A 21,306-nucleotide genomic window follows, 5' to 3' on the forward strand; every position below is an offset into this window, starting at 1 on the left:
GCCGGTAAGGAGGCCTTCACGGCGTTTCAGGCCCGGCGGTAGACGCTCGCGTCGTCGATGTCGGCGTGGGAGCGGTCCTTCAGCCAGATCACGCACACCACCGAGACGATCGCCGACAGCACGATGTAGCCCGAGATCGAGTACGGCGTCCCGGTCTGGTGCAGCAGCCACGTCGCCAGCAGCGGCGCCGGCCCGCCCGCGAACACCGACGCCAGCTGGTAGCCCAGGCCCGCGCCGCCGTACCGCAGGTGCGTCGGGAAGCTCTCGCCGATGAGCGCGGCCTGCGGCCCGTACTGCAGCGCGTGCGGGATGAACGACACGACGACGATCACGAACACCAGCGCGTGCCCGCCGCTGGTCAGGATCGCGAAGTAGGGGAACGCGATCAGCCCGGTGAGCACCACCCCGGTCAGGTAGACCTTCTTGCGGCCGTACCGGTCGGACAGCTGCGAGAACAACGGGATCATGAGCAGTTCCAGTGCGGCGCCGACGAGCACCGCGTTGAGCACGAACGTCTTGCTGAAGTCGTGGCGCGCCACGACGTAGATCAGCACGTAGCTGGTGAACAGGTAGAACGGCATCTGCTCGCTGAAACGCACCCCGGACGAGAGCAGGATCTCGCGCCAGTGCTGGCGGATCGCGTCGAGCACCGGGGTCTTCGCGGTCTCGCCCTTCTCGATGAGCTTGGCGAACATCGGCGTCTCGAGGATCTTCAGCCGGATCACCAGGCCGATCGCGACCAGGATCAGGCTGGCCAGGAACGGCAGCCGCCAGCCCCAGGAGTCGAAGGACGCGGGGGAGAGCGTCGCCGAGAGCAGCGTCATGCCGCCGGTGCCGAGCACCAGCCCGACCGGCACGCCGATCTGCGCGAAACTGCCGAGCAGCCCGCGTTTCTTCTGGTCGCCCCACTCCATCGCGAGCAGCACCGAGCCGCTCCACTCGCCGCCGATCGCGATGCCCTGGACCAGCCGCAGCAGCACCAGGATCAACGGCGCCGCGAACCCGATCGACGCCGTCCCGGGCAGCAGCCCGACCACGCCGGAGGAGATGCCCATCAGCAGCAACGTGACGATCAGCGTCGTCTTGCGCCCGATCCGGTCACCCCAGTGCCCGAAGATCGCGGCCCCGACCGGGCGGGCCGCGAACCCGACCGCGTAGGTCGCGAAGGACTGCATCGCCCCGGCGTAGGCGCTCGACGCGGGGAAGAACAGGTGCGGGAAAACGAGGGCGGCCGCGGTGTTGTAGAGGAAGAAGTCGTACCACTCGATGGTCGTGCCGATCGAGCTCGCCAGCGCCGCACGCCGTACTTGCACCCGCCCTGACTTGCTGTCCGGCTCCACCTTGTGAGTGATTCCATTGTCTCCGAGGACCATCTATCAACACCTCCGGTGACCGACGTCACACAACAGTGTGACGGTCCTCGACGAATTCGGCGATCGATGACGGAGAAGTTGTTCAAGCCGTGAAGGACTTCCGGCGGCTCCATCAAAGTTGCCGAATCGGCAGGTTTGCAGATTCGGCAAGTTTCGGTACCTTGGGGTCATGGACCTCGACACCGGCGGCCTCCGTGAGCGCAAGAAGCAGGAGACGCGCGTCGCGCTGAGCTGGGCGGCCATCCGGCTCACCGTCGAACGGGGGCTGGACAACGTCCGGGTCGAGGACATCGCCGCCGAGGCCGGGGTGTCCACCCGGACCTTCAGCAACTACTTCGGCAGCAAGGGCGAGGCCATCGCGGCCCGCCAGTACGACCGGTCGCGGGCCATCGCGGCCGCGCTGCGCGAGCGGCCGGTCGGGGAGCCGCTGTGGGAGGCCGTCACCCACGCCGTGCTGACCGGGTTCGCGCTCGGCGAGCAGGGGCAGGGGCGCGCGCCGGACCAGGCGTGGATCGAGGGCGTCCGGCTGATGGTCGCCGAGCCCGCGCTGCAGGGCGAGATGCACAAGGCGGTGACCGCGGGGGAGGCCGAGTTCGCCCTCGCCGTCGCCGAACGCACCGGCACCGACGCCGCCACGGACGTCTACCCGCAGCTGGTGGCGGCCGTGGTCGGGGCCGCGCACCACGTCGTGATCCAGCAGTGGCTCGGCAGCGACCCGCCGCCGTCGATGGAAACCCTGCTGCGGGACGTGTTCGGCCGGCTCGCCGCCGGCCTGCCCGAACCGCGCTGACCTATCGCACCACTGGGGCGCCCGGCATCCGCCGGGCGAGTTCGTCATGCCCTTTTCCGCTTCAGCACAAGGAGTTCCGCCATGGAAGACGTCGTCATCGCCGGAGCCGGACCGAACGGCCTCATGCTCGCCTGCGAGCTGGCCCTGGCCGGAGTCCGCCCGATCGTCCTCGAGGCACTGCCCGAACCGAGCCCGACGCCCCGCGCGAACGGGCTCGTCGGCCAGGTCGTGCGCCTGCTCGACCGCCGCGGCCTGCACGAGCGGCTGGCCGGCCCGATCGGCCCGCCCGTGCCCGCCTTCGTGTTCGGGGCGCTGCGCCTCGACCTCACCCTCGCCGAGCCCAACCCGCTGAACATCCTCCCCGTCCCGCAGCGGCGGATCGAAGCCGCGTTCGGCGAGCGCGCGGCCGAACTCGGCGTCGGAATCCGCCGGGGCCACGCGCTGACCGGCCTGACCCAGGACGACGAGCAGGTCACCGTCGAGGTCGCCGGCCCGGACGGGCCCTACGCGCTGACCACGCGGTACGTCGTCGGCGCGGACGGCGGCAAGAGCGTCACCCGCAAGCTCGCCGGGATCGGGTTCCCCGGCGTCACCGACGATCGCACGATCTCCTACAGCGCCAGCGCCACCGTGCCCGCGGACCTGATCGACGCCGCGACCGGCGGCCTGCGCGTGCCGGGCCACGGCGTGATCCCGCCGCTGTTCCACTACCGCACCGAACACGGGCTCTTCGTCTACGCGCCGCTGGCCGCGGGCACTGGCGTGACCGCCATCGAGTGGGGCGACGACGCCGAGGACGACGAAGACCGTCCGGTGACCCTCGACGAGGTGCGCGCGAGCGTCCGCCGGGTTCTCGGCTTCGACCTGCCGATCGGCCCGCCCGAAGGCGACGGCCCGCACCTGCTGCGCCGGCTGAAGGGCCGCAACACCCGGCTCGCCGACCGGTTCCGCGCCGGTCGTGTGCTGCTGGTCGGCGACGCGGCGCACGTCCACTCCGCGATCGGCGGGCCCGGGCTCAACCTCGGCCTGCAGGACGCGGTCAACCTCGGCTGGAAGCTCGCCGCCGAGATCGGCGGCCGGGCGCCGGCCGGGCTGCTCGACACCTACGAGGCCGAACGCCGCCCGGTCGCGGAGCGGGTCGTCATGCACTCGCAGGCCCAGTCCGCGCTCATCGCGCCGGGCAGTGACGTCACGGCACTGCGGGAGCTGTTCGGCGAGCTGCTGCGGCAGCCGAGCACCGTGCAGCACATCGCGGACCTGATGTCCGGCGCCGACATCCGCTACGAGCCGGGCACCGCCCACCCGCTCGACGGCCGCTGGGCCCCGGATCTGGTGCCGGCCAACGGAGTGCGGCTCGCCGAGCTGACCAGGACGGCCCGGCCGCTGCTGCTCGACCTGACCCCGGCGGCCTCGCTGGGCGCCGAGGTGGCCGGCTGGGCCGGCCGCGTCGACGTCATCACCGGGAAGGCCGGTCAGGAGGCGACCGCGATGCTGATCCGGCCCGACGGGTACGTCGCCTGGGCGACGAGCGCGGCGGATCCCGACGACACCGATCGGAAGGCGCTGCGGGCGGCCCTGGAGCGGTGGTTCGGCAGCCCGGTTGACATGTAGGAGATCTCCTACGTATTGTCGGCCGCATGCCGGTCACCCACGTCCAGTTCCTGACCCCGCCCGTCGCCGACCACGCCCGCGCGCGGGACTTCTACGTCGGGAAACTCGGGTTCGGCACGCTCGTCGACCGCCGCACGCCCGAGGGCGGCCACTTCGTGATGGTCGCCCCGAAGGGCGCACGGACCGGCGTCGTGCTGACCGACCGACAGGTCATCGGCGTAGAGGCCGGTCCGCGGCACTTCCGACTGCAGACCACCGACCTCGACGGCCACAGCATCGGCCTGCTCGAGGCGGCCGACATCGGAAACCGGCCGCGCTGATGCCGGTCAACGACGACGTCTTCGCCGCGCTGGCCAGCCCGGCCCGGCGGGAGGTGCTGCGGCTGCTGCTCGACGGCCCGATGGCCGCGGGCGCGATCGCCGAGCGGTTCGAGATGGCCCGGCCCAGTCTCTCGGAACACCTGCGGGTGCTCCGGGAGGCCGGCCTGGTCGACGAACAGCGCCACGGCCGCAACCGCGTCTACCGGCTGGAGGCGGCCCCGCTGGAAGAGGTCGCGGACTGGCTCACCCCGTACGAACGCTTCTGGCGCGGCAAACTCGCCAACCTGCGTGACCTGCTGGACCAGGAAGAGGACCTGTGACCGACGACGACCCGATCGCGATCCACGTCGACCAGTTCCTGGCCCACCCGGCCCGCAAGGTGTGGCGCGCGCTCACCGAACCGGACCTGCTCGAACGCTGGATCAGCATGCCCAACGACATCAGACCCGTGGTGGGGCACCGGTTCGAGCTGCTGGCCGAGCCGGTGCCCGCCGCCGGGTTCGCCGGCGGGCCGGTGGCCTGCGAGGTGCTCGAAGTCGAACCCGAGCGCAAGCTCAGCATCCGCTGGGGTCCGCAGTGGACGGTCACCTGGCGCCTCGAACCCGAAGGCACCGGCACCCGGCTCTTCCTCAGCCACGAGGGGTTCGACCCCGACGACGAGTTCCAGCGGATGTCCCGGCGGATCATGGGCGGCGGCTGGCGCTCCCACGTACCGCGGGCCCTGGCCCGGCTGCTGGACACGCTGACCGACGAGGCACAGCTACCATCGGGTGGTGACCCCCGCCGCCGCTGAACCCACCGAGTCGAAGCCGCTGCGAGCCGACGCCCGGCGCAACCGGGCGCGCGTGCTGGAAGCCGCCGAGAGCGTCTTCGCCACCAAGGGCACCGGGGCACCCACCGAAGAGGTCGCGCGCGCCGCGGGGGTCGGCATCGGCACCGTCTTCCGGCACTTCCCGACGAAGGAAGCCCTCCTCGAAGCGGTGCTCTACGCGCGGCTGCAGCGGTTCGTCGACGAGGCCGAAAGCGTCGTCGCGGCGGAGTCCGGCGACCCGGGTGGTGCGTTCTTCGCGTTCCTGACCAGCTGGATCGAGATGTCGAGCGCCAAGAACGCCTACTTCGAGGCGCTCACCGCGGCCGGCGTCACCGTGCCGAAGACGGAGTCCGACATCGGCGCGCGGCTGATCGAGTCGCTCGGCGTGCTGCTCTCGCGGGCGCAGGGCGTCGGCGCGGTCCGCGACGACCTCGTCGTCGGCGAGCTGATCACGGTGATCATCGGCACCGCGCGGGCCGCCGAGTACGCCGGCCCGGACGCGCGCCTGCGCGACCGGGCCGTGGCGATCCTCTTCGATGGTCTCCGCCCCCGCGCGTCAGCGGGGGAGCGCGGCTGAGCCGATCGGCTCCAGCGTGGGCCGCTTCGCGGTCATCGTGTCCCCGGACGACTCGCCGCGCAGCCGGCGCCGCACCCACGGCACGGCGTGCTCCTGGGCCCACCGGAGGTTCCGGCTGCGGCGCTCGGCGGGGCTGAGCACCTCGCGCGGGCCCAGCGTGGCCGCGGTGAGCGGGTGCGTCACGCCGAGGGCGTCCAGCACCGCGATGGCGACCTCGGTGTGGCCGAAAGCGTTGAGGTGCAAGCGGTCCGGCGCCCAGCGCCGCCGGTCGCGCAGCTGCCGCATGCCCCACATGTCGACCAGCAGCGCGTCGTGGCGGGCCGCGATCCCGCGGACGTGCTCGTTGTAGATCGCGACCCGGCCGCGGATCGTGCGGAACAGCGGGTCCTCGACGCCGTCGACCCCGGTGAACAGCACCAGCCGGGCCCCGGTCGCGCGAATCCGGGCGACGGCGGTCTCGTAGGCGTCCATCAGCGCGTCGATGTCGACCTTGGGCCGCATCAGGTCGTTGCCGCCCGCGTAGAGCGTCACGAGGTCGGGCGCCATGGCCAGGGCCGGCTCGAGCTGCTCGGCGAGCACCTGTCCCATCAGCTTGCCGCGGATGGCGAGGTTGGCGTACCGGAAGCCCGGCTCGTGGGCCGCGAGCTCCTCGGCGGTGCGGTCGGCCCAGCCGCGCACACCGTTGGGAGCGGCCGGATCGTCGTCCCCGACGCCTTCGGTGAACGAGTCCCCCAGTGCTACTAAGCGCTTGCTCATGTGATCCAGTCTAAGCAGCGACGTCGATCACCCGGAGACCCGGTTCCGCCCTTCGCGGAATCCCTGGCTCCGCTCCGGCGCGGAGCGGTACACGGGAGCCATGACGGCTTACGACGCGATCGCCGAGTGGTACGAGACGTCCTTCCTGGCCGGGCAGCGCGACGACCCCCTCGCCATCCGGACCGTCGTGCGGGAGCTGCTCGGCCCGGGCTCCGGACCGTGTTTGGAGGTGGGCTGCGGGACCGGCGTCCACGCGGACCTGATCCGGTCGCTCGGCCGGATCCCGCTCGGCGTCGACGTCTCCGAAGGCATGCTGCGCTACGCGGCGGACCGGCTGCCGGTGGTACGCGGTGACGCCGGCGCGCTGCCGTTCGCCGACGGGTCGCTGCCCGCCGTCGTGGCCGTGATGGTGCACACCGACATGCCCGTCTACCCGGCCGTGCTGCGCGAGGTCGCTCGCGTGCTGGCGCCTGGTGGCGTGTTCGTGCACGTCGGCGTGCACCCGTGCTTCTGCGGCGGGTTCGCCGACCGCTCCGACGAACGCGCCGTCGTGATCCGGCCCGGCTACCGGGAGGCCGGCTGGACGACGGCGTCGTGGACCGACCAGGGCCTGCGCGACAAGGTCGGCGCCGCGCACCTGCCGCTGCCCGAGCTGCTGCACGCGGTGCTCGACGCGGGCCTGACGTTCGAGCGGTTCGCCGAGGGCGGCGAGCCCAGCCCGATGGTCCTCGCCTGGCGGGCGGGGAACTAGGACGTGAGCTGCCGGGCGCGGTGGTCGGCCACGTGGACGCGGGTCGCGCAGCGGGTCGAGCAGAAGCGGCGGCGGCCGTTGCGCGAGGTGTCGACGTACGCCGTTTCGCAACCTTCGCGGCCGCAGATGCCGAGCCGGTCCGGCGCTTCGCAGACCAGGTGGGCGAGGCCGCCGGAGGTGTAGGCGCGGACGCGGCCGACCGGGCCGGCGTCCTCCTCGGAGTAGTGCAGGTGGGGCGGTTTGCCGTCGTGGCTGGTGATGTACGGCCGGCACGCCGACTCCGTGAGCAGCGCGTTGACGAGGTCGACGCGTTCGGCCGGCGTCGCGGCGAACACCGGCCGCAGCCGGGCGGCCCAGGCGCCGATGCGCGCGGCCTCGTCGCCGGTCAGCGCGGCGATGGACATGCCGTTGCCGGCCATCGCGTCGAACAGCTCGCTGGCCGAACCCGCGTTGACCAGGTCGGCGGCGACCTGTGCGGCCGGTCCGCCGTAAGGGTTGAAGTGCACTGAGTCATTACAGCACGATCGGGGGTATGGACATCACCCGCTGCCCCCGCTGCGGCTGGCCGCTCGCCGAACTGCCCGCGGCCCAGCCCGTTTCCCACCGGCTCGAGTACGTGCGCTGCGTCTGCGGCAGCTGGCTCGCGCGCCTCGACGGCGAAGTCGTCGGCGCGACGAGAGGGCAGCTGACCCGGTGAGTCAGAGGTCGAGCACGCCCGCCGCGTTGTCGTCCCACTGGTCGACGCGGCGGATGTACTCGTACAGCGCACGGCTGCCGCGCACCCACCGGCCCTGGTCGGCGATCGCGAGGTCGTCGGCCCCGGCGCGGCGCGCCTCCGTGGCGAAGCCGGACCGCAGGGAGTGCCCGGTCACCGGGTACGGCAGCCCGGCACGGACACCGGCCCGGGTGAGGATCTGGTTGACGCCGGTGGTGCTCAGCGCCGGCACGCCGACGTTGCCGTGCCGGTCGACCCGGCGGAACGCGGGCCCGTCGCCGATCCCGGCGCCCGAGCGCCACGCGTGCCACGCCCGGACCGGATCGGTGTCCGGGCTCTCCCGCCGCGGCACGACCATGTCACCGGTGCTCTTGCCGTGCCGCACGGTGATCGCCAGGCCCCGGTCGTCGACCGGCTCGACGTCGGTGACCAGCAGGTTCGCCAGATCCGAGCACCGCGCGGCGATCGGGAACCCGATCAGCAGCATCGCCCGGTCGCGCGCGCCGGCGAGGGTGTCCGGGCAGGCCCGCGACATCGCCCGCAGGTCGGGGAGGGTGACCATGGTGGCCTTGCCGCGGCCGAGCTTGACGCCTTCGCGCGCGAGCCGCTGCCGGTAGCCCTTCAACGCGCGCCAGGCCGCGCGGCTCGCCTCGGTGTCGATGACGACCTTGTGGTGCCGCAGCCCGGCGAGTGCGCCGGTCAGCCGCCGTTCGATCGTCGACGGCGCCGCCGGGGCGGCCCGCTCCGGCACCTCGGGCACGACACGTTCGTCCGGGCGCAGCGTCCGCCCGCGTTCGAGCCACACGACGAACCCGGTCAGCGCGCCGATCGACGCCGACAGCGGCGGGATCCCGGTCTCGGCGGTGTAGTCCTGCCACACCTGCCAGTCCTGCGCGTAGGCCTTGAGCGTGTTGGGCGGCCGTTGCCCGTCGACGTGCCGCGTGGCGGCCTCGTCCAGCAGCGCGAGCCGGTCTTCCGGGCTCGCGGCGGCCAGGGCCGCGTCGGTCACCGGTTCCAGGTCGCCAGGCACCCGCCGAGGTTACGGGATGTCGATCTCCGCGGACCGGAGCCCGCGCGGGTCGTCGTGCCATGATCCTGCCGTGCCGCACTACCTGCTCAGCATCTACCAGCCCGACGGCCCGACCCCGACGCCGGACGTGCTCGCCGGGGTCACCGGGAAGCTCGACGCGCTCAACGCCGACCTCAAGGCGGCCGGGGCCTGGGTGTTCGCTGGGGGACTGCACCCGCCGTCGAGCGCCACCGTGGTGCGGGCCGGGGAGCCGCTCCGCACCGACGGGCCCTTCGCCGAAGGCCGCGAACACCTCGGCGGGTTCACCATCATCACCGCGCCCGACCTCGACGCCGCCCTGGCGTGGGGCCGCCGGCTCGCCGACGCCGTCGCGCCGCTGCCCGTCGAGGTGCGGCCCTTCGCCGACGGCACATGAGCGTCGAACGCGTCTTCGCCGCCGAGTACGGGCGAGCGGTGTCCGTGCTGGTGCGGGTCTTCGGGAACATCGACATCGCCGAGGAAGCCGTCCAGGACGCGTTCACCGAGGCCGTCCGGCGGTGGCCGGAGACCGGGCAGCCGCCCAGCCCGGCCGGCTGGATCATCACCACCGCCCGCAACCGGGCCGTCGACCGGCTGCGCCGCGAGTCCGCGCGCGCGGACAAGCACGCCCAGGCCGCGCTGCTGCACGCCGCTCTTTCGAACACCGGAGCCGAGCCTGTCGAGGAGGGCGCCGTGCCCGACGACCGGCTCCGGCTGATCTTCACCTGCTGCCACCCCGCGCTGGCCCCCGCCGCCCAGGTCGCGCTCACCCTGCGGCTGCTCGGCGGCCTGACCACCGCCGAGATCGCGAGCGCGTTCCTGGTCGGCGAGGCCACGATGGCCCAGCGCATCGTCCGCGCGAAGAACAAGATCCGCGACGCCGCCATCCCGTACCGCGTCCCCCAGGACGCCGACCTGCCCGGCCGGCTGGCGGCGGTGCTCGCCGTGCTCTACCTGATCTTCACCGAGGGCTACACGGCCAGCGCCGGCGCCGACCTGGTCCGCGAAGACCTGTGCCGTGAGGCGATCCGCCTCACCCGGGTCCTCACCGGCCTGCTACCGGACGAACCCGAGGTCTGGGGCTTGCTCGCGCTGATGCTGCTCGTCGACTCCCGGCGCGGCGCCCGCACCACCGCCGACGGCGACCTCGTCCTCCTGGCCGATCAGGACCGCGCCCGGTGGGACGCGGGCCTGATCGCCGAGGGCCAGGAGATCGTCCGCCGCTGCCTGCGGCGGAACCAGCCGGGCCCGTACCAGATCCAGGCGGCGATCAACGCCGTCCACAGCGACGCCCCCACCGACTGGGCGCAGGTCAAGCAGCTCTACGACCAGCTGTTCGCACTCACCCCGACCCCGGTGGTGGCGCTGAACCGGGCGATCGCCGTCGCCGAGGTCGAGGGGCCCGCCGCCGGGCTCATCCTGGTCGAGGACCTCGACCTCGGCGGATTCCCGCTCTACCACGCGATCCGCGCGGACCTGCTGGAGCGCCTCGGGCGCCGGCCGGACGCGGTCACGGCGTACACGACGGCGATCGAGCTGACCGGCAACGCCGCGGAAAGAGCGTTGCTGGAACGGAAACTCGCCGCGTGCGGCTAGCGCGTCACCAGCTCCAGCCGCGTTCGGCCGGCGGGGTCCAGACGTTCGCCTTCTGCAGGTACGGGAAGACCTCGCCCATCAGCCGGATCTGCTCGGCGTCGTACATCACCGGCAGGAACATGAACCCGCGGACGCCGGTCTCGTCGTGCAGGTCCAGGAGCTGCTCGGCGACCGTCTCCGGCGAGCCGACCAGCACCTTGCTCCCGCACGCGAGACCGATCGTGCGGGCGATGTCGTCGAACTCGCCCTCGTAGTTCTCCTGGTAGGTCTCGCTGCCGCCCATCAGCTCGGTCGCGATGTCGCGGGCGGCCCCCATGTCGAGCGAGTCGCGGACCCACTCGAACTTCTCCTGCGCCTCCGCGTCGGTCCGGCCGAGCAGCACGCCGACCGCGCCGGCCATGTTGACGTCCAGCGGCGACCGCCCGGCCGCCTCGGTGCGCGCGGCGAGCGAGTCGACGGTCTTGCGGACCTTCGAGTAGTCGTCGGGCAGCGGGGTGAACGCGAAGTCGCAGGTGCCCGCGATCAGCTCCTGCCCGGCCGCCGAGACACCGGCGTTGAACAGGCACGGCCACGGCTGCTGCTCGATGTGCGGGCCGATCAGGCTGCCGCGCAGGTCGTGGTACTCGCCGTGGAACTCGACGTGCTCGCCGCGCGCGGCCCACAGCGTCTTGACCGCTTCGACGGCTTCGGTGGTGATCTTGTAGCGCAGGTCGTGGTCGGTGTCGGTGGGCGCGCCCACCAGCTCGGCCTCCGGCGTCTTCCAGCCGGGCACGATGTTCCAGCCCCAGCGGCCGCCGCTGAGCGCGTCCAGGTTGGCACCGAGGCGGGCGATGACACCGGGGGAGAGGTAGCGGGTGTGCATGGTGGTGACGACGCCGATGTGCTGGGTCGCGGCCATCACCACCGGCGCGTAGATCGGCGCCGAGATGTGCGGCTGCGCGTGCCCGATCCGCGCGCTGTTCTCGCCGTGGGTGATGTAGCCGTCGGCGAAGAAGACGTAGTCCATGCCGATGTCTTCGACCCGGCGGGCCAGGTCCATCTGCGTGGCGGGGTCGAGGGCGTCCGGGTTGCGGTCGGCGACCGCCTTGGACGTCGCGGTGGGGGTCGGCGAGCTGAGCCACATGAAGCCGAATCGCAGCTGCCCGTCGGGGAGGCGGTCCTTCGTGGTGCCACGGGACATGCGCATCTCCTATCGGATAGTTGTTCTTCTTTCAGGTCAAGGGGAAACGCCGAAATCACTTGGCGTGGTCGAGATCCGCGCGCAGATATTCGGCGGTGTAGGACTTCTTGTCCTCGAGCAGCTTTTCCGGGGTGCCCTCGAACAGCACCCGGCCACCGTGGCGGCCGGCCTCCGGGCCCAGGTCGATCACCCAGTCCGCGTGCTTGACGACGTCGAGGTCATGCTCGATCACCACGACCGTGTTGCCGCCGTCCACGAGCCGGTCGAGCAGGTCCAGCAGGTGCCCGATGTCGGCCATGTGCAGGCCGGTGGTCGGTTCGTCGAACAGGTAGACGTTGCCGGTCTCGCGCAGCCGGTGCGCGAGCTTGACCCGCTGCCGCTCACCACCGGACAACGTCGAGAGCGGCTGGCCCAGCGTCAGGTACGACAGCCCGACCTCGGTCAGCAGTTCGAGCTTCTTCGTGATCGGCTCTTCGGTGAAGTAGCCGAGGGCTTCCTCGACGGTCAGCGCGAGGACGTCGACGATGTTCTTGCCCCGCAACGTCTTGTCCAGCACCTCGGGGCGGTAGCGGCGGCCGTCGCACGCTTCGCAGACGGTCGTCACCGGGTCCATGTAGGCCAGGTCGGTCTCGATGACCCCGCGGCCCTTGCACTCCGGGCAGCCGCCCTCGGAGTTGAAGCTGAACAACCCCGGCTGCGCGTTGTTGGCCTCGGCGAACAGCTTCCGGATCACGTCCATGACGTCGAGGTAGGTCGCCGGCGTCGACCGCGTCGAAACCCCGATGGCCGACTGGTCGATCATCACGGCGTCCGGGTGCTGCCGGCGCAGCGAGCCCGAGATCAGCGTGCTCTTGCCCGAGCCCGCCACGCCGGTCACCACGGTGAGGACGCCGGTGGGGACGTCGACCGACACGTCGTGCAGGTTGTGCAGGTCGGCCTGCTTGATCGGCAGCTGCCCGGTCGGCTCGCGGAAGCCCTCCTTGAGCCCCGGGATGTGCGTCAGGCACTTGCCGGTGAGCGTCGAGGAGCGGCGCAGCTGCTTGACCGTGCCCTCGAACACGACCTCACCACCGTGGGTGCCGGCGCCGGGGCCCATGTCGACGACGTGGTCGGCGATGTCGATGACGTCGCGGTCGTGCTCGACGACCAGCACCGTGTTGCCCTTGTCCCGCAGCGCGCACAGCAGCTCGTTGAGCCGGTGCACGTCACGGGGGTGCAGCCCGACGCTCGGCTCGTCGAAGACGTAGGTGAGGTCGGTGAGGCTGCTGCCCAGGTGCTTGACCGTCTTGAGCCGCTGGCCCTCACCGCCCGAGAGCGTCGAGGTCTCCCGGTCGAGGCTGAGGTAACCCAGCCCGATCGACTCGACGCGTTCCAGTGCCGCGAGCGCGCCCGCGAGCACCGACTTCGCCGCCGGGATGTCGATCGCCTTCAGCTCGGCGATCAGCTCGCTGACCTCCAGCGCGCAGTGGCCGGCGATGTTCTTGCCGTTGATCTTCGACGCCAGCGCGGCCTGGTTCAGCCGGCCGCCCCTGCAGACGGCGCACGGGCCGGCGGCGACGATCTTCTCCACTTCGCGGCGGTCACGCTCCTTGAGCGTGTCGAGGCCGTTCTTGAGGTACCGGCGGTTGAGCTTGACGACGACACCCTCGTACTCGTTCGAGTAGTTCTGCCGCTTGCCCGAGCGGTCCACCCGGAAGCCGCCGCCGTGCAGCAGCAGCTCCCACTCCTTCTTCGTGAACTTCTTCAGCGGTTTGTCCGGATCGAACAGTCCGGACTGCGCGTAGAGCTGCCACATGTAGGTGCCGATGGCGAACAGCGGGGAGTCCAGTGCGCCGTCGTTGAGCGTCTTGTCGCGGTCGATCAGCAGGTCCAGGTCCAGCTTGGTGGTCTTGCCCAGGCCCTGGCACTCCTCGCACATGCCCTGCGGGTCGTTGAACGAGTAGAGGTTCGACGATCCCGCGCTCGGCTTCCCGTAGCGGGAGAACAGCACGCGCAGCATCGCGTGGATCTCGCTCATCGTGCCGACCGTGGAGCGGGCGTTGCCGCCGATCGGCTTCTGGTCCACCACGATCGCCGTCGACAGGTTCGACATCCGTTCCGCGCGCGGGCGTTCGTGCTTGGGCAGCCGGTTGCGGATGAACCAGCTGAAGGTCTCGCTGAGCTGGCGCTGGGACTCGACCGCGATCGTGTCGAACACGATCGACGATTTCCCCGAGCCCGATACGCCGGTGAACACGGTGATCTCACCCTTGGGGATGCAGAGCGAGACGTTCTTCAGGTTGTTCTCACACGCACCTTCGAGCACGATGTGGCCGCCGGTGCGGCGGGTCTGCCGGTTCGCCATGACCTGCGCCTCCTCGTCCCGGGGCCGAAGCCACGCGACCCGGTGGTCGATCGGACGATTGATTGCCTTCGGGCAATCACTTTACCATCCCGAGTTCGTCACGGCCGGGTGACGGACCGGCAGCCGGTGTATCGCGAGCGCCGTATGGCCTGTGGGCGAACGGAAGATGATATCCTCGGGCTTTCCGATTGCGGTGCGCTTTCCCGCGAAAGCGGAGGTGGGTTATGACCAAGTTCCACGGTTCCCCGACCGCTCCGCCGGGCCCACCCGGCGAACTCGAGAACGCGCTGTCGTACATGCAATGCGTGCTGGTGGCGCGGCGTACACGCGCGACGCCGGAGAAGATCACCTGGTCGCAGTACGACGTGCTCGAAACCCTGCGGATCCACGGCCCGCTGACGCCCTCGGCGATCGGCGAGTCCCTGGGCATCTCGCGCCAGAGCACGTCCAAGGTGCTGCGCGTGCTCAAGGACCAGTTCCTGATCGAGCAGGCCTCCCGCGGCACCGACCGGCGCGAGCAGACGACCTCGCTGACCGCCGAGGGCGAAGAGTTCCTCATGCGGGCCGCTCAGGGCCGCCGCGAGACGGCCAAGGTCGCCGGCGTCGCGCTCACATCGGGCGAAGCGCAGCTCTTCGCCGAGCTCTGCCAGAAGGTCGCCGACGCACTGCACTCCACACCCCAGCCTTTCCCGCTTCGCGACGTCTGATCCGCGCGGTCACGCCTGGCCCCCAGACGCGCACGTCCCGTTACGGTTTCCCCGGCCGTGACCGGCTCAAACGCGCTCGCGCCGACGTCACCCCGTGTGCACGCGAGTGCTCGTGCGACGCCTCTCCGCCGATCGGACCAGTGCGCACCGCTGACCGTCGGAAATCCACATCGGATTCCCGTGCCCGGGTTGCCGTGACCACAATGGCCGGTACCGTACGCGCGCGAATTCGCGGCGAAAAACAATTTTCTCGGGTAATCGTTTTCAGGCGATAAAGGCAACGCTGGGTCATTGATATTGCCCGCGGTTGACAGGCTTCCGGGCCGTTTGCATACTGGTTGCTGAAAAGAAATCATCTCGCCTGAATTGATCATTAGTGCCGCTTCCTTGCGGTAAAGGCGATCGCCATCGGCACCGAACAGGGGGATCCATGCCCGTCGACGGGAACCCGGCCGTGCCCGAGCTTGTGCTGCCGCGGCTGTTCGAACGCGCCGCCGCGCTGCGTCCACATCGGACGGCGCTGAGCGGCGACGGCCCCGAAGTGTCCTATGCGGACCTCAACGCCCGCGCCAACCGGCTGGCCCGGACGCTGCGCCTGACGCAGGTGCGTGACGGCGCCCCGGCCGGTCTCTATCTGGACCGCTCGGCCGACCTCGTCGTCGCGCTGCTCGCGGTGCTCAAGGCGGGCGGCTGCGTCGTCCCGCTGAACCCGGCCTACCCGGCCAAGATGATCCGCCACATCGTCGAGGAGACCGGCCTGCGCACGGTCGTCCACCAAGGACAGCCGTCGCTGGCGGAAGCGGACCTGCCGGTCCGGCAGGCGCACGTCGCCGACCTGATGGAGCAAAGCGCGTCCCAGGACGACCACGATCTCGACCAGGCGCCGGCCGCCGATGACGACGCGTTCATCCTGTTCACCTCCGGCTCCACCGGCCGGCCCAAGGGCGTCCGGCTCGCCCACCGCGGCCTCGCCCGGCTCGCGGTCGCGGACCCGAAGCTGACGATCACCCCGGACGACTGCCTGGTGCAGCTGGCCGCGTTCTCCTTCGCCGCGTCCGGCAACGAGTTCTGGCTGAGCCTGCTCAACGGCGCCGAGCTCGTGCTGCTGCCGCCCGGTCTGCCGTCGCTGTCCGACCTGCGCGACGTGATCACCAAGCACGGCGTGAGCGTGCTGAGCCTGCCTTGTGGACTGTTCAACCTCTTGGTCGACAACGAACTGGACGCCCTGCGGCAGCTGCGCGTGATCATGGTCAGCGGCGACTTCCCGTCACCGGCGCACCTGGCGACCGCGGCCGAGCACACCACCGCCGCGATCTTCAACGGCTACGGCTGCACCGAGAACTCCGCGATCTCCTCGCTGTACCCGATCACGCCCGAGGTCCGCGACCTCGACCGGGTGCCGGTCGGCAAGCCGCTCACCGGCGTCACGATGGACGTGCTCGACCAGGACCTCAAGCCGTGCCCGCCGGGCGACGTCGGCGAGCTGTGCATCGGCGGCACCGGTGTCGCCAACGGCTACCTGAACCTGCCGGACGCCCAAGCCGAGAAGTTCGTCGACGGCGGCACCCGCTACCGCACCGGCGACCTCGCCCGGCTGACCCCGGACGGCGACGTCGTCCTGGTCGGCCGGTCCGACAGTCTCGTGAAGATCCGTGGGTTCCGTGTCGAAACCAGCGCCGTGGAACTCGCCCTGAAGTCCTTCGACGACGTCGAGCACGCCGTCGTCAAGGCGTTCGGCAACGAAGCGAACGAAAAGAGCCTCGTCGCGTTCTACACGACGTGGAGCGGGCAGGAGATCGGCACCGGTGAACTGATCGCGCAACTCGCCGATTCCCTGCCGGAGCACATGATCCCGTCGGACTTCCGCCGGCTCGAAGCGATGCCGGCGAACCTCAACGGAAAGATCGACCGGGCCGCACTGCACGACCCGCGCGCCCGATCGTCGGAAGATCCCCGAGCAGAAAAGGAGCAGCGCATGTCGAACCCCCTCGAAACGGTCATTCTTCAGATGTGGCGCGACATCATCGGCAGTGACGACTATTCGGTCACCGACCCGTTCGTCGGGCACGGCGGCAATTCCCTGCACTTCGTGAAGTTCGCTTCCGGCCTGCAGTCGGTCTTCGCGGTCGAGGTCCGGCCCGAGGACGTGTTCCGCCACGGCACCGTCCGCAAGCTCGCCGAGCACGTCGAGTCCCTGCGGGCCGGCGCCGCCGCCAGGTGAGCGGCAGACCGAACCGACGCACGGGGGGCCGCGATGATCGGAGAGGTACTGACACCATGGAGAACCCACTCGAGTCGGTGATCCGCCGGGCCCGTTCCGGCGTCACCGTCGACGGTGCGGCCGGCCACGAGCAGCTCGCCGGGCTGCTCGGTGCGCTGCTGGGGATCACGCTGGGGGCCGAGGACGTCCGGCGCCACGAGGACCCCGCGGACCTGGCCCGGCACATCGACGACCTGCGCGGCGGCCCGCCCGGCCTCACCGCGAGCCACGACAGCGGCTCGGCCCCCGCCTCCTACGGCCAGCGCGGCATCTGGTTCATCGACCAGTACTCGCCGCGGCCGGCGGCCTACAACGCGCCGTTCGTGTTCACCGTCAAGACCCCGCTGGACACCGGCGTGCTGCACGAGAGCCTGCGGGCCGTGCTGGCCCGCCACGAGATCCTGCGCACGACGTTCACCGCCGACGGCGGCGAGGTCTTCCAGCAGGTCAACCCCGACCCGGCCGCCGACTTCTCGACCGTCGAACTGAGTGCCGAGCGGCCGCTGGACGACGTGGTCGCCGAAGTCGTCGACACCGAGTTCGACCTGGGCACCGGCCCGCTGGTCAAGGTGGTCTGCGCGGCCGAGCCGGACGGGCCGGCGCACGTCGTCTGCAGCATCCACCACATCGTCTTCGACGCGGCCTCGGCCGGGGTGTTCCTCACCGAGTGGTTCACCCGCTACCACGCCGCGCTCGCCGGGGACCCGTTCGACGAGGGCCCGGCTCGGCCGCAGTACCGCGACTTCGCCCGCCGCCAGCGGGAGACCGTCCGCGACGACAAGCTCGACGACCTGCTGGGGTACTGGGAAGAGCGGCTCGCCGGGCCGCTGCCGCTGCTGGACCTGCCGACGGACCGGCCGCGGCCGCTGGAGCAGTCGCACCGCGGCGACATCGTCCGGTTCGACCTGCCGCCGGCGCTGACCGAGCAGGTCCGCGCCCTGGCCGCCGACGAAGGCGTCACGCTGTTCATGCTGCTGGAAGCCGCGTACGCGGCGTTCCTGCACCGGCACACCCGCCAGGACGACGTCCTGATCGGCAGCCCGGTTTCGCTGCGGGACCTGCCCGAGACGGCCGGGATGCTCGGCTACTTCGTCAACATGGTCGTCTTCCGCCACGGCGTCCGCGCCGAGCTGCCGCTGCGGGAGCTGTACGCGCAGGCCGGCACCGAGATCACCGAAGCCCTGCGGCACAAGGACGCGCCGTTCGAGAAGGTCATCGAGCGCGTCAACCCGCCCCGCAGCCCGAGCCACGCGCCGGTCTTCCAGACCATGTTCGTGCTGCCGGACTCCGACTGGGCGGCCCTCGACCGGCTCGGCCTGGACGCCGACCTCGACCTCTACGTCAGCCGCAGCTCGAAGTACGACCTCTCGCTGATCGTCGAGCAGGACGGCACCGCGCTGCGCGGGGTGTTCGAGTACGACACGGCGTTGTTCGACCGCGAGACAGTCGAGGAGTTCGGCGACCGGTACGTCCGGCTGCTCGAAGCGCTCGTCGCGCACCCGGGCGGCACCGTCGGTGAACTGGGGCTGCTGTCGGACACCCAGGAGCAGGAGGTGCTCGCGTGGTGCGCGCCGCCGGTGGAGGACACCACCCGCCGTCCGGTCGCGGAGCTGTTCGAGACGCAGGCCGCGGTCACCCCGGACGCGCCCGCGCTGGAGCACGGCGACCGCGTCCTGACCTACCGGGAGCTCAACGGCCGCGCCAACCGGCTGGCCCGTGACCTGCGGGCGAAGGGTGTCGGACGCGGTGACCGCGTCGGCATCCACGTGCCGCGGTCGCCGGACATGGTCGTCGCGCTGCTGGGCGTCCTGAAGGCGGGCGCGGCGTACGTGCCGGTCGACCCCTCGTACCCGGCCGAGCGGATCGAGTACATGCTCGAGGACTCCGGCGTCGCGCTGGTGCTGGAGTCGGCGGACGCGGAAGCCACCGACGAGACCGATCTGGGCCGGCTGAAGACCGGCGACGACGAGATCTACGTCATCTACACGTCGGGATCCACCGGGCGTCCCAAGGGCGTCGTGCTCACCGAAGCGACGGTGACCAACCTCGTCGAGTACCAACGCCGGACGTCACCGATCGGCGCGACCGGGCGGACGTTGCAGTACATGACGTTGTCGTTCGACGTCTCGGTGATGGAGATCCTGGGGACGCTCTGCGCTGGCGGCACGCTCGTGCTGATCGACGAAGACCTGCAGAAGGACCTGCACCGGCTCAGCGGCTTCCTGCGTGACCACCGGATCTCCCGGACCTACCTCCCGTACGTCGCGGTGCAGCAGCTGGCCGCGGTCGCCGAGGACAAGCCGTTCCCGGACCTGGTGGAGGTCGCCTCCGTCGGCGAGCAGCTGGTGATCACCCCGCAGATCCGCGCGTTCTTCGCCCGCCGGCCGGAAATCCGGTTCCTGAACATGTACGGCCCGTCCGAGACGCACCTGGCGTCCGCGCACGAGCTGCGCGGCGACCCGGCCGGCTGGCCCGAAGCGCCGTCCATCGGCGGCCCGATCGGGGGCCTGTCGATGCTGGCCCTCGACGACGGCGGCCGGCTCGTCCCACCCGGGGTGCCGGGGGAGCTGTACCTCGGCGGCGACCTGGTCTCGCCGGGCTACCACGGGCTGCCCGAGCAGACCCGCGAACGGTTCGTGGAGACGCCGTTCGGGCGCCTCTACCGCACCGGCGACCTGGTCCGCTACGACCGCCGTGGCGAGTTCGACTACCTCGGGCGCGCCGACACCCAGATCAAGATCCGCGGCTACCGCGTCGAACCGGCCGAGGTCGAAGCGGCGCTGAACGAGCTGCCCGAGGTCAGCGCGTCCGCGGTGGCCCCGGTGACGTTCGGCGCCGGCGACCGCCGCCTGGTCGGCTACCTCGTCACCGAACGGGAACCCGACCCGGTGCGGGTGCGGGCCGCGCTCGCCGGGACGCTGCCGGACTACCTGGTGCCGTCCCACTTCGTGCGGCTCGCCGCGCTGCCGATCGCGCCCAGCGGCAAAATCGACCGCAAGGCCCTGCCGGACCTGTTCGACCCGGGCACGACGACCGCGTCGCGAGAGCCTGAGACGCCGACCGAGCAGGCGATCGCCGAAGCGTGGACCGACCTGCTGGGCACCGGCGGGGTCGGCCTCGACGAGGACTTCTTCGCCGCCGGCGGGCACTCGATCCTCGCCACCGAGCTGATGTACCGGCTGCGCAAGCGGTTCGACGTCGACGTGCCGTTGCGGGTGCTGTTCGACAACCCGACCGTCGGCGGGATGGCCGCGCGCATCGACGCGCTGCGCTCCGGCGAGGACACCGGCGATCGCGTCGACCTGCGGGCCGACGTCCGGCTGCCGGACCACGTCCGGGTCGCCGACGGCGGACCGCGCGCCACCGCCGAGGACGTCCTGCTCACCGGCGCGACCGGGTTCCTCGGCATCCACCTGCTGCGCGAGCTGCTGACCGAGACCACCGGCCGGGTCCACTGCCTGGTCCGGGCCACCGACGCCGACGCGGCGTGGGACCGGATCGCCGCGACGGCCGACCGCTACGGCATCGGGAAGTCCCTCGACCGCGACCGCGTCTCCGCGGTCCCCGGCGACCTCGCAGCCGACCGGCTGGGACTGTCCGAAGCGGACTACGACGACCTCGCCCACCGCGTCGGCACGATCCACCACACGGCGGCGCACATCAACTTCGTCGCGCCGTACGCCTCGGTCAAACAGGCCAATGTGGACGGCCTCGCCCGGATCGTCGAGTTCGCCGCGTCGGGGCCGGTCAAGCCGGTGCACTACACCTCCACGGTGGCGGTGTTCTCGCCGAAGCCGCGGCCCGAGGCGATCACCGAAGACGACGTCCCGGACGACGCGCACGACCTCACGATCGGCTACACCCAGAGCAAGTGGGTCGCCGAGGAGGTCGCGCGGCTGGCCCGCGACCGCGGGGTGCCGGTGACGATCTACCGCATCGGCCGGATCGCCGGCGACAGCGAAACGGGGGCGCTGCAGTCCGAGGACTTCCTCTGGCGGCAGGTCAAGAGCTTCCTCGCCCTCGGCGTCGTCCCGCCGCCCGAGGAGCACGACACCGACCTGCTGCCGGTCGACTTCGTCGGCCGCGCGCTGGTCCGGCTGGCGAAGGCCCGCCCGGCGGAGAACGGCACCTGGCACCTGTTCAACCCCGGCATCAAGACCTTCGACGTCGTTTACGAAGCCATTCGCGAGCTGGGCTACCCGCTGCGCGAAATCCCGGTCGGGGAGTGGCGCGCGGCGCTGGCCGACCGGGACAACCCGTTGTCCGCGATGGCCCCGCTCTACCAGGAAGGGGCCCTCGACATCGGCGACAACGTCTACGGCAACGAGCGCACCGGGCGCGAGCTCGCCCGGCTGGGCCTGTGCTGGCCGGAGATCACCCCGGCCGTGTTCACGAAAATGATCGGCTATTTCCGTGAAACGGGCGAATTCACCGGCTGACGCCGATTCGTCCCCGTGCTCCCGATAT

Annotated in this window: 19 protein-coding genes; 13 read left to right on the forward strand and 6 right to left on the reverse strand. The window is 71.2% G+C overall.

The window, feature by feature from the left end; translation table 11 throughout:
- Nucleotides 1–26: 26 nt before the first annotated feature.
- Nucleotides 27–1,373, reverse strand: a complete 1,347-nt coding sequence (locus MUY22_RS36625) for an MFS transporter (RefSeq protein ID WP_247051751.1) — start codon at nt 1,371–1,373, stop codon at nt 27–29.
- 169 nt (nt 1,374–1,542) lie between these two features.
- Here MUY22_RS36625 and MUY22_RS36630 point away from each other — a divergent pair, with 169 nt between their 5' ends.
- From MUY22_RS36630 to MUY22_RS36655, 6 genes are all read left to right on the forward strand, one after another.
- Nucleotides 1,543–2,163, forward strand: a complete 621-nt coding sequence (locus MUY22_RS36630) for a TetR family transcriptional regulator (protein ID WP_247051752.1) — start codon at nt 1,543–1,545, stop codon at nt 2,161–2,163.
- 81 nt (nt 2,164–2,244) lie between these two features.
- The gene (locus tag MUY22_RS36635; protein ID WP_247051753.1) at nt 2,245–3,774 is read left to right on the forward strand and encodes an FAD-dependent monooxygenase; all 1,530 of its coding nucleotides are present in this window, start codon (nt 2,245–2,247) and stop codon (nt 3,772–3,774) included.
- Between the two features lie 26 nt (nt 3,775–3,800).
- Nucleotides 3,801–4,094: a VOC family protein gene (locus MUY22_RS36640; protein WP_247051754.1), complete on the forward strand. Its 294-nt coding sequence runs from the start codon at nt 3,801–3,803 to the stop codon at nt 4,092–4,094.
- Complete coding sequence (locus tag MUY22_RS36645; RefSeq protein WP_247051755.1) at nt 4,094–4,414, forward strand: metalloregulator ArsR/SmtB family transcription factor; 321 nt, start codon at nt 4,094–4,096, stop codon at nt 4,412–4,414. Before MUY22_RS36640 ends, MUY22_RS36645 begins: the two co-directional genes overlap by 1 nt.
- Nucleotides 4,411–4,887: an SRPBCC domain-containing protein gene (locus MUY22_RS36650; protein WP_247051756.1), complete on the forward strand. Its 477-nt coding sequence runs from the start codon at nt 4,411–4,413 to the stop codon at nt 4,885–4,887. Before MUY22_RS36645 ends, MUY22_RS36650 begins: the two co-directional genes overlap by 4 nt.
- Nucleotides 4,868–5,482, forward strand: a complete 615-nt coding sequence (locus tag MUY22_RS36655) for a TetR/AcrR family transcriptional regulator (RefSeq protein WP_247051757.1) — start codon at nt 4,868–4,870, stop codon at nt 5,480–5,482. The genes MUY22_RS36650 and MUY22_RS36655 overlap by 20 nt, the downstream gene beginning before the upstream one ends.
- On the opposite strand, the gene MUY22_RS36660 is transcribed toward MUY22_RS36655, so the two are convergent.
- Nucleotides 5,462–6,238, reverse strand: coding sequence for an SGNH/GDSL hydrolase family protein (locus MUY22_RS36660; RefSeq protein WP_247051758.1), 777 nt, complete (start codon nt 6,236–6,238; stop codon nt 5,462–5,464). The two genes, MUY22_RS36655 and MUY22_RS36660, sit on opposite strands and share 21 nt — an antisense overlap.
- Before the next feature lie 100 nt (nt 6,239–6,338).
- On the opposite strand from MUY22_RS36660, the gene MUY22_RS36665 reads away from it, so the two are divergent.
- On the forward strand, nt 6,339–6,989 hold the full coding sequence (locus MUY22_RS36665) for a class I SAM-dependent methyltransferase (protein ID WP_247051759.1): 651 nt from the start codon (nt 6,339–6,341) through the stop codon (nt 6,987–6,989).
- Here the strand turns inward: MUY22_RS36665 and MUY22_RS36670 are convergent.
- A complete protein-coding gene (locus MUY22_RS36670) occupies nt 6,986–7,495 on the reverse strand; it encodes a CGNR zinc finger domain-containing protein (RefSeq protein WP_247051760.1) in 510 nt (169 codons plus the stop codon). The genes MUY22_RS36665 and MUY22_RS36670 overlap by 4 nt on opposite strands.
- Before the next feature lie 26 nt (nt 7,496–7,521).
- On the opposite strand from MUY22_RS36670, the gene MUY22_RS36675 reads away from it, so the two are divergent.
- Nucleotides 7,522–7,686, forward strand: coding sequence for a hypothetical protein (locus tag MUY22_RS36675; RefSeq protein ID WP_247051761.1), 165 nt, complete (start codon nt 7,522–7,524; stop codon nt 7,684–7,686).
- A gap of 1 nt (nt 7,687) precedes the next feature.
- Here MUY22_RS36675 and MUY22_RS36680 read toward each other — a convergent pair whose 3' ends face one another.
- Entirely contained in the window at nt 7,688–8,734 is a 1,047-nt protein-coding gene (locus tag MUY22_RS36680) for a site-specific integrase (RefSeq protein ID WP_247051762.1), read from the reverse strand.
- A gap of 70 nt (nt 8,735–8,804) precedes the next feature.
- Here MUY22_RS36680 and MUY22_RS36685 point away from each other — a divergent pair, with 70 nt between their 5' ends.
- Entirely contained in the window at nt 8,805–9,149 is a 345-nt protein-coding gene (locus tag MUY22_RS36685) for a YciI family protein (protein WP_247051763.1), read from the forward strand.
- A complete protein-coding gene (locus MUY22_RS36690; protein WP_247051764.1) occupies nt 9,146–10,348 on the forward strand; it encodes an RNA polymerase sigma factor in 1,203 nt (400 codons plus the stop codon). Before MUY22_RS36685 ends, MUY22_RS36690 begins: the two co-directional genes overlap by 4 nt.
- Nucleotides 10,349–10,352: 4 nt before the next feature.
- Here the strand turns inward: MUY22_RS36690 and MUY22_RS36695 are convergent, their stop codons facing one another.
- Together MUY22_RS36695 and MUY22_RS36700 are read right to left on the reverse strand one after the other, a co-directional pair.
- On the reverse strand, nt 10,353–11,528 hold the full coding sequence (locus MUY22_RS36695; protein WP_247051765.1) for an LLM class flavin-dependent oxidoreductase: 1,176 nt from the start codon (nt 11,526–11,528) through the stop codon (nt 10,353–10,355).
- Between the two features lie 55 nt (nt 11,529–11,583).
- Nucleotides 11,584–13,872, reverse strand: a complete 2,289-nt coding sequence (locus tag MUY22_RS36700; RefSeq protein ID WP_247051766.1) for an excinuclease ABC subunit UvrA — start codon at nt 13,870–13,872, stop codon at nt 11,584–11,586.
- 224 nt (nt 13,873–14,096) lie between these two features.
- Between MUY22_RS36700 and MUY22_RS36705 the strand changes: the two genes are divergently transcribed.
- From MUY22_RS36705 to MUY22_RS36715, 3 genes are all read left to right on the forward strand, one after another.
- Complete coding sequence (locus MUY22_RS36705) at nt 14,097–14,579, forward strand: MarR family winged helix-turn-helix transcriptional regulator (protein ID WP_247051767.1); 483 nt, start codon at nt 14,097–14,099, stop codon at nt 14,577–14,579.
- A gap of 430 nt (nt 14,580–15,009) precedes the next feature.
- Nucleotides 15,010–16,800 (forward strand): non-ribosomal peptide synthetase, encoded by a 1,791-nt coding sequence (locus MUY22_RS36710; RefSeq protein WP_247051768.1) that lies wholly within the window; start codon nt 15,010–15,012, stop codon nt 16,798–16,800.
- Nucleotides 16,801–16,856: 56 nt separating this feature from the next.
- Entirely contained in the window at nt 16,857–21,278 is a 4,422-nt protein-coding gene (locus tag MUY22_RS36715; RefSeq protein WP_247051769.1) for a non-ribosomal peptide synthetase, read from the forward strand.
- Nucleotides 21,279–21,306: the final 28 nt, after the last annotated feature.

The organism is Amycolatopsis sp. WQ 127309, assembly GCF_023023025.1.
GTDB lineage: Bacteria > Actinomycetota > Actinomycetes > Mycobacteriales > Pseudonocardiaceae > Amycolatopsis.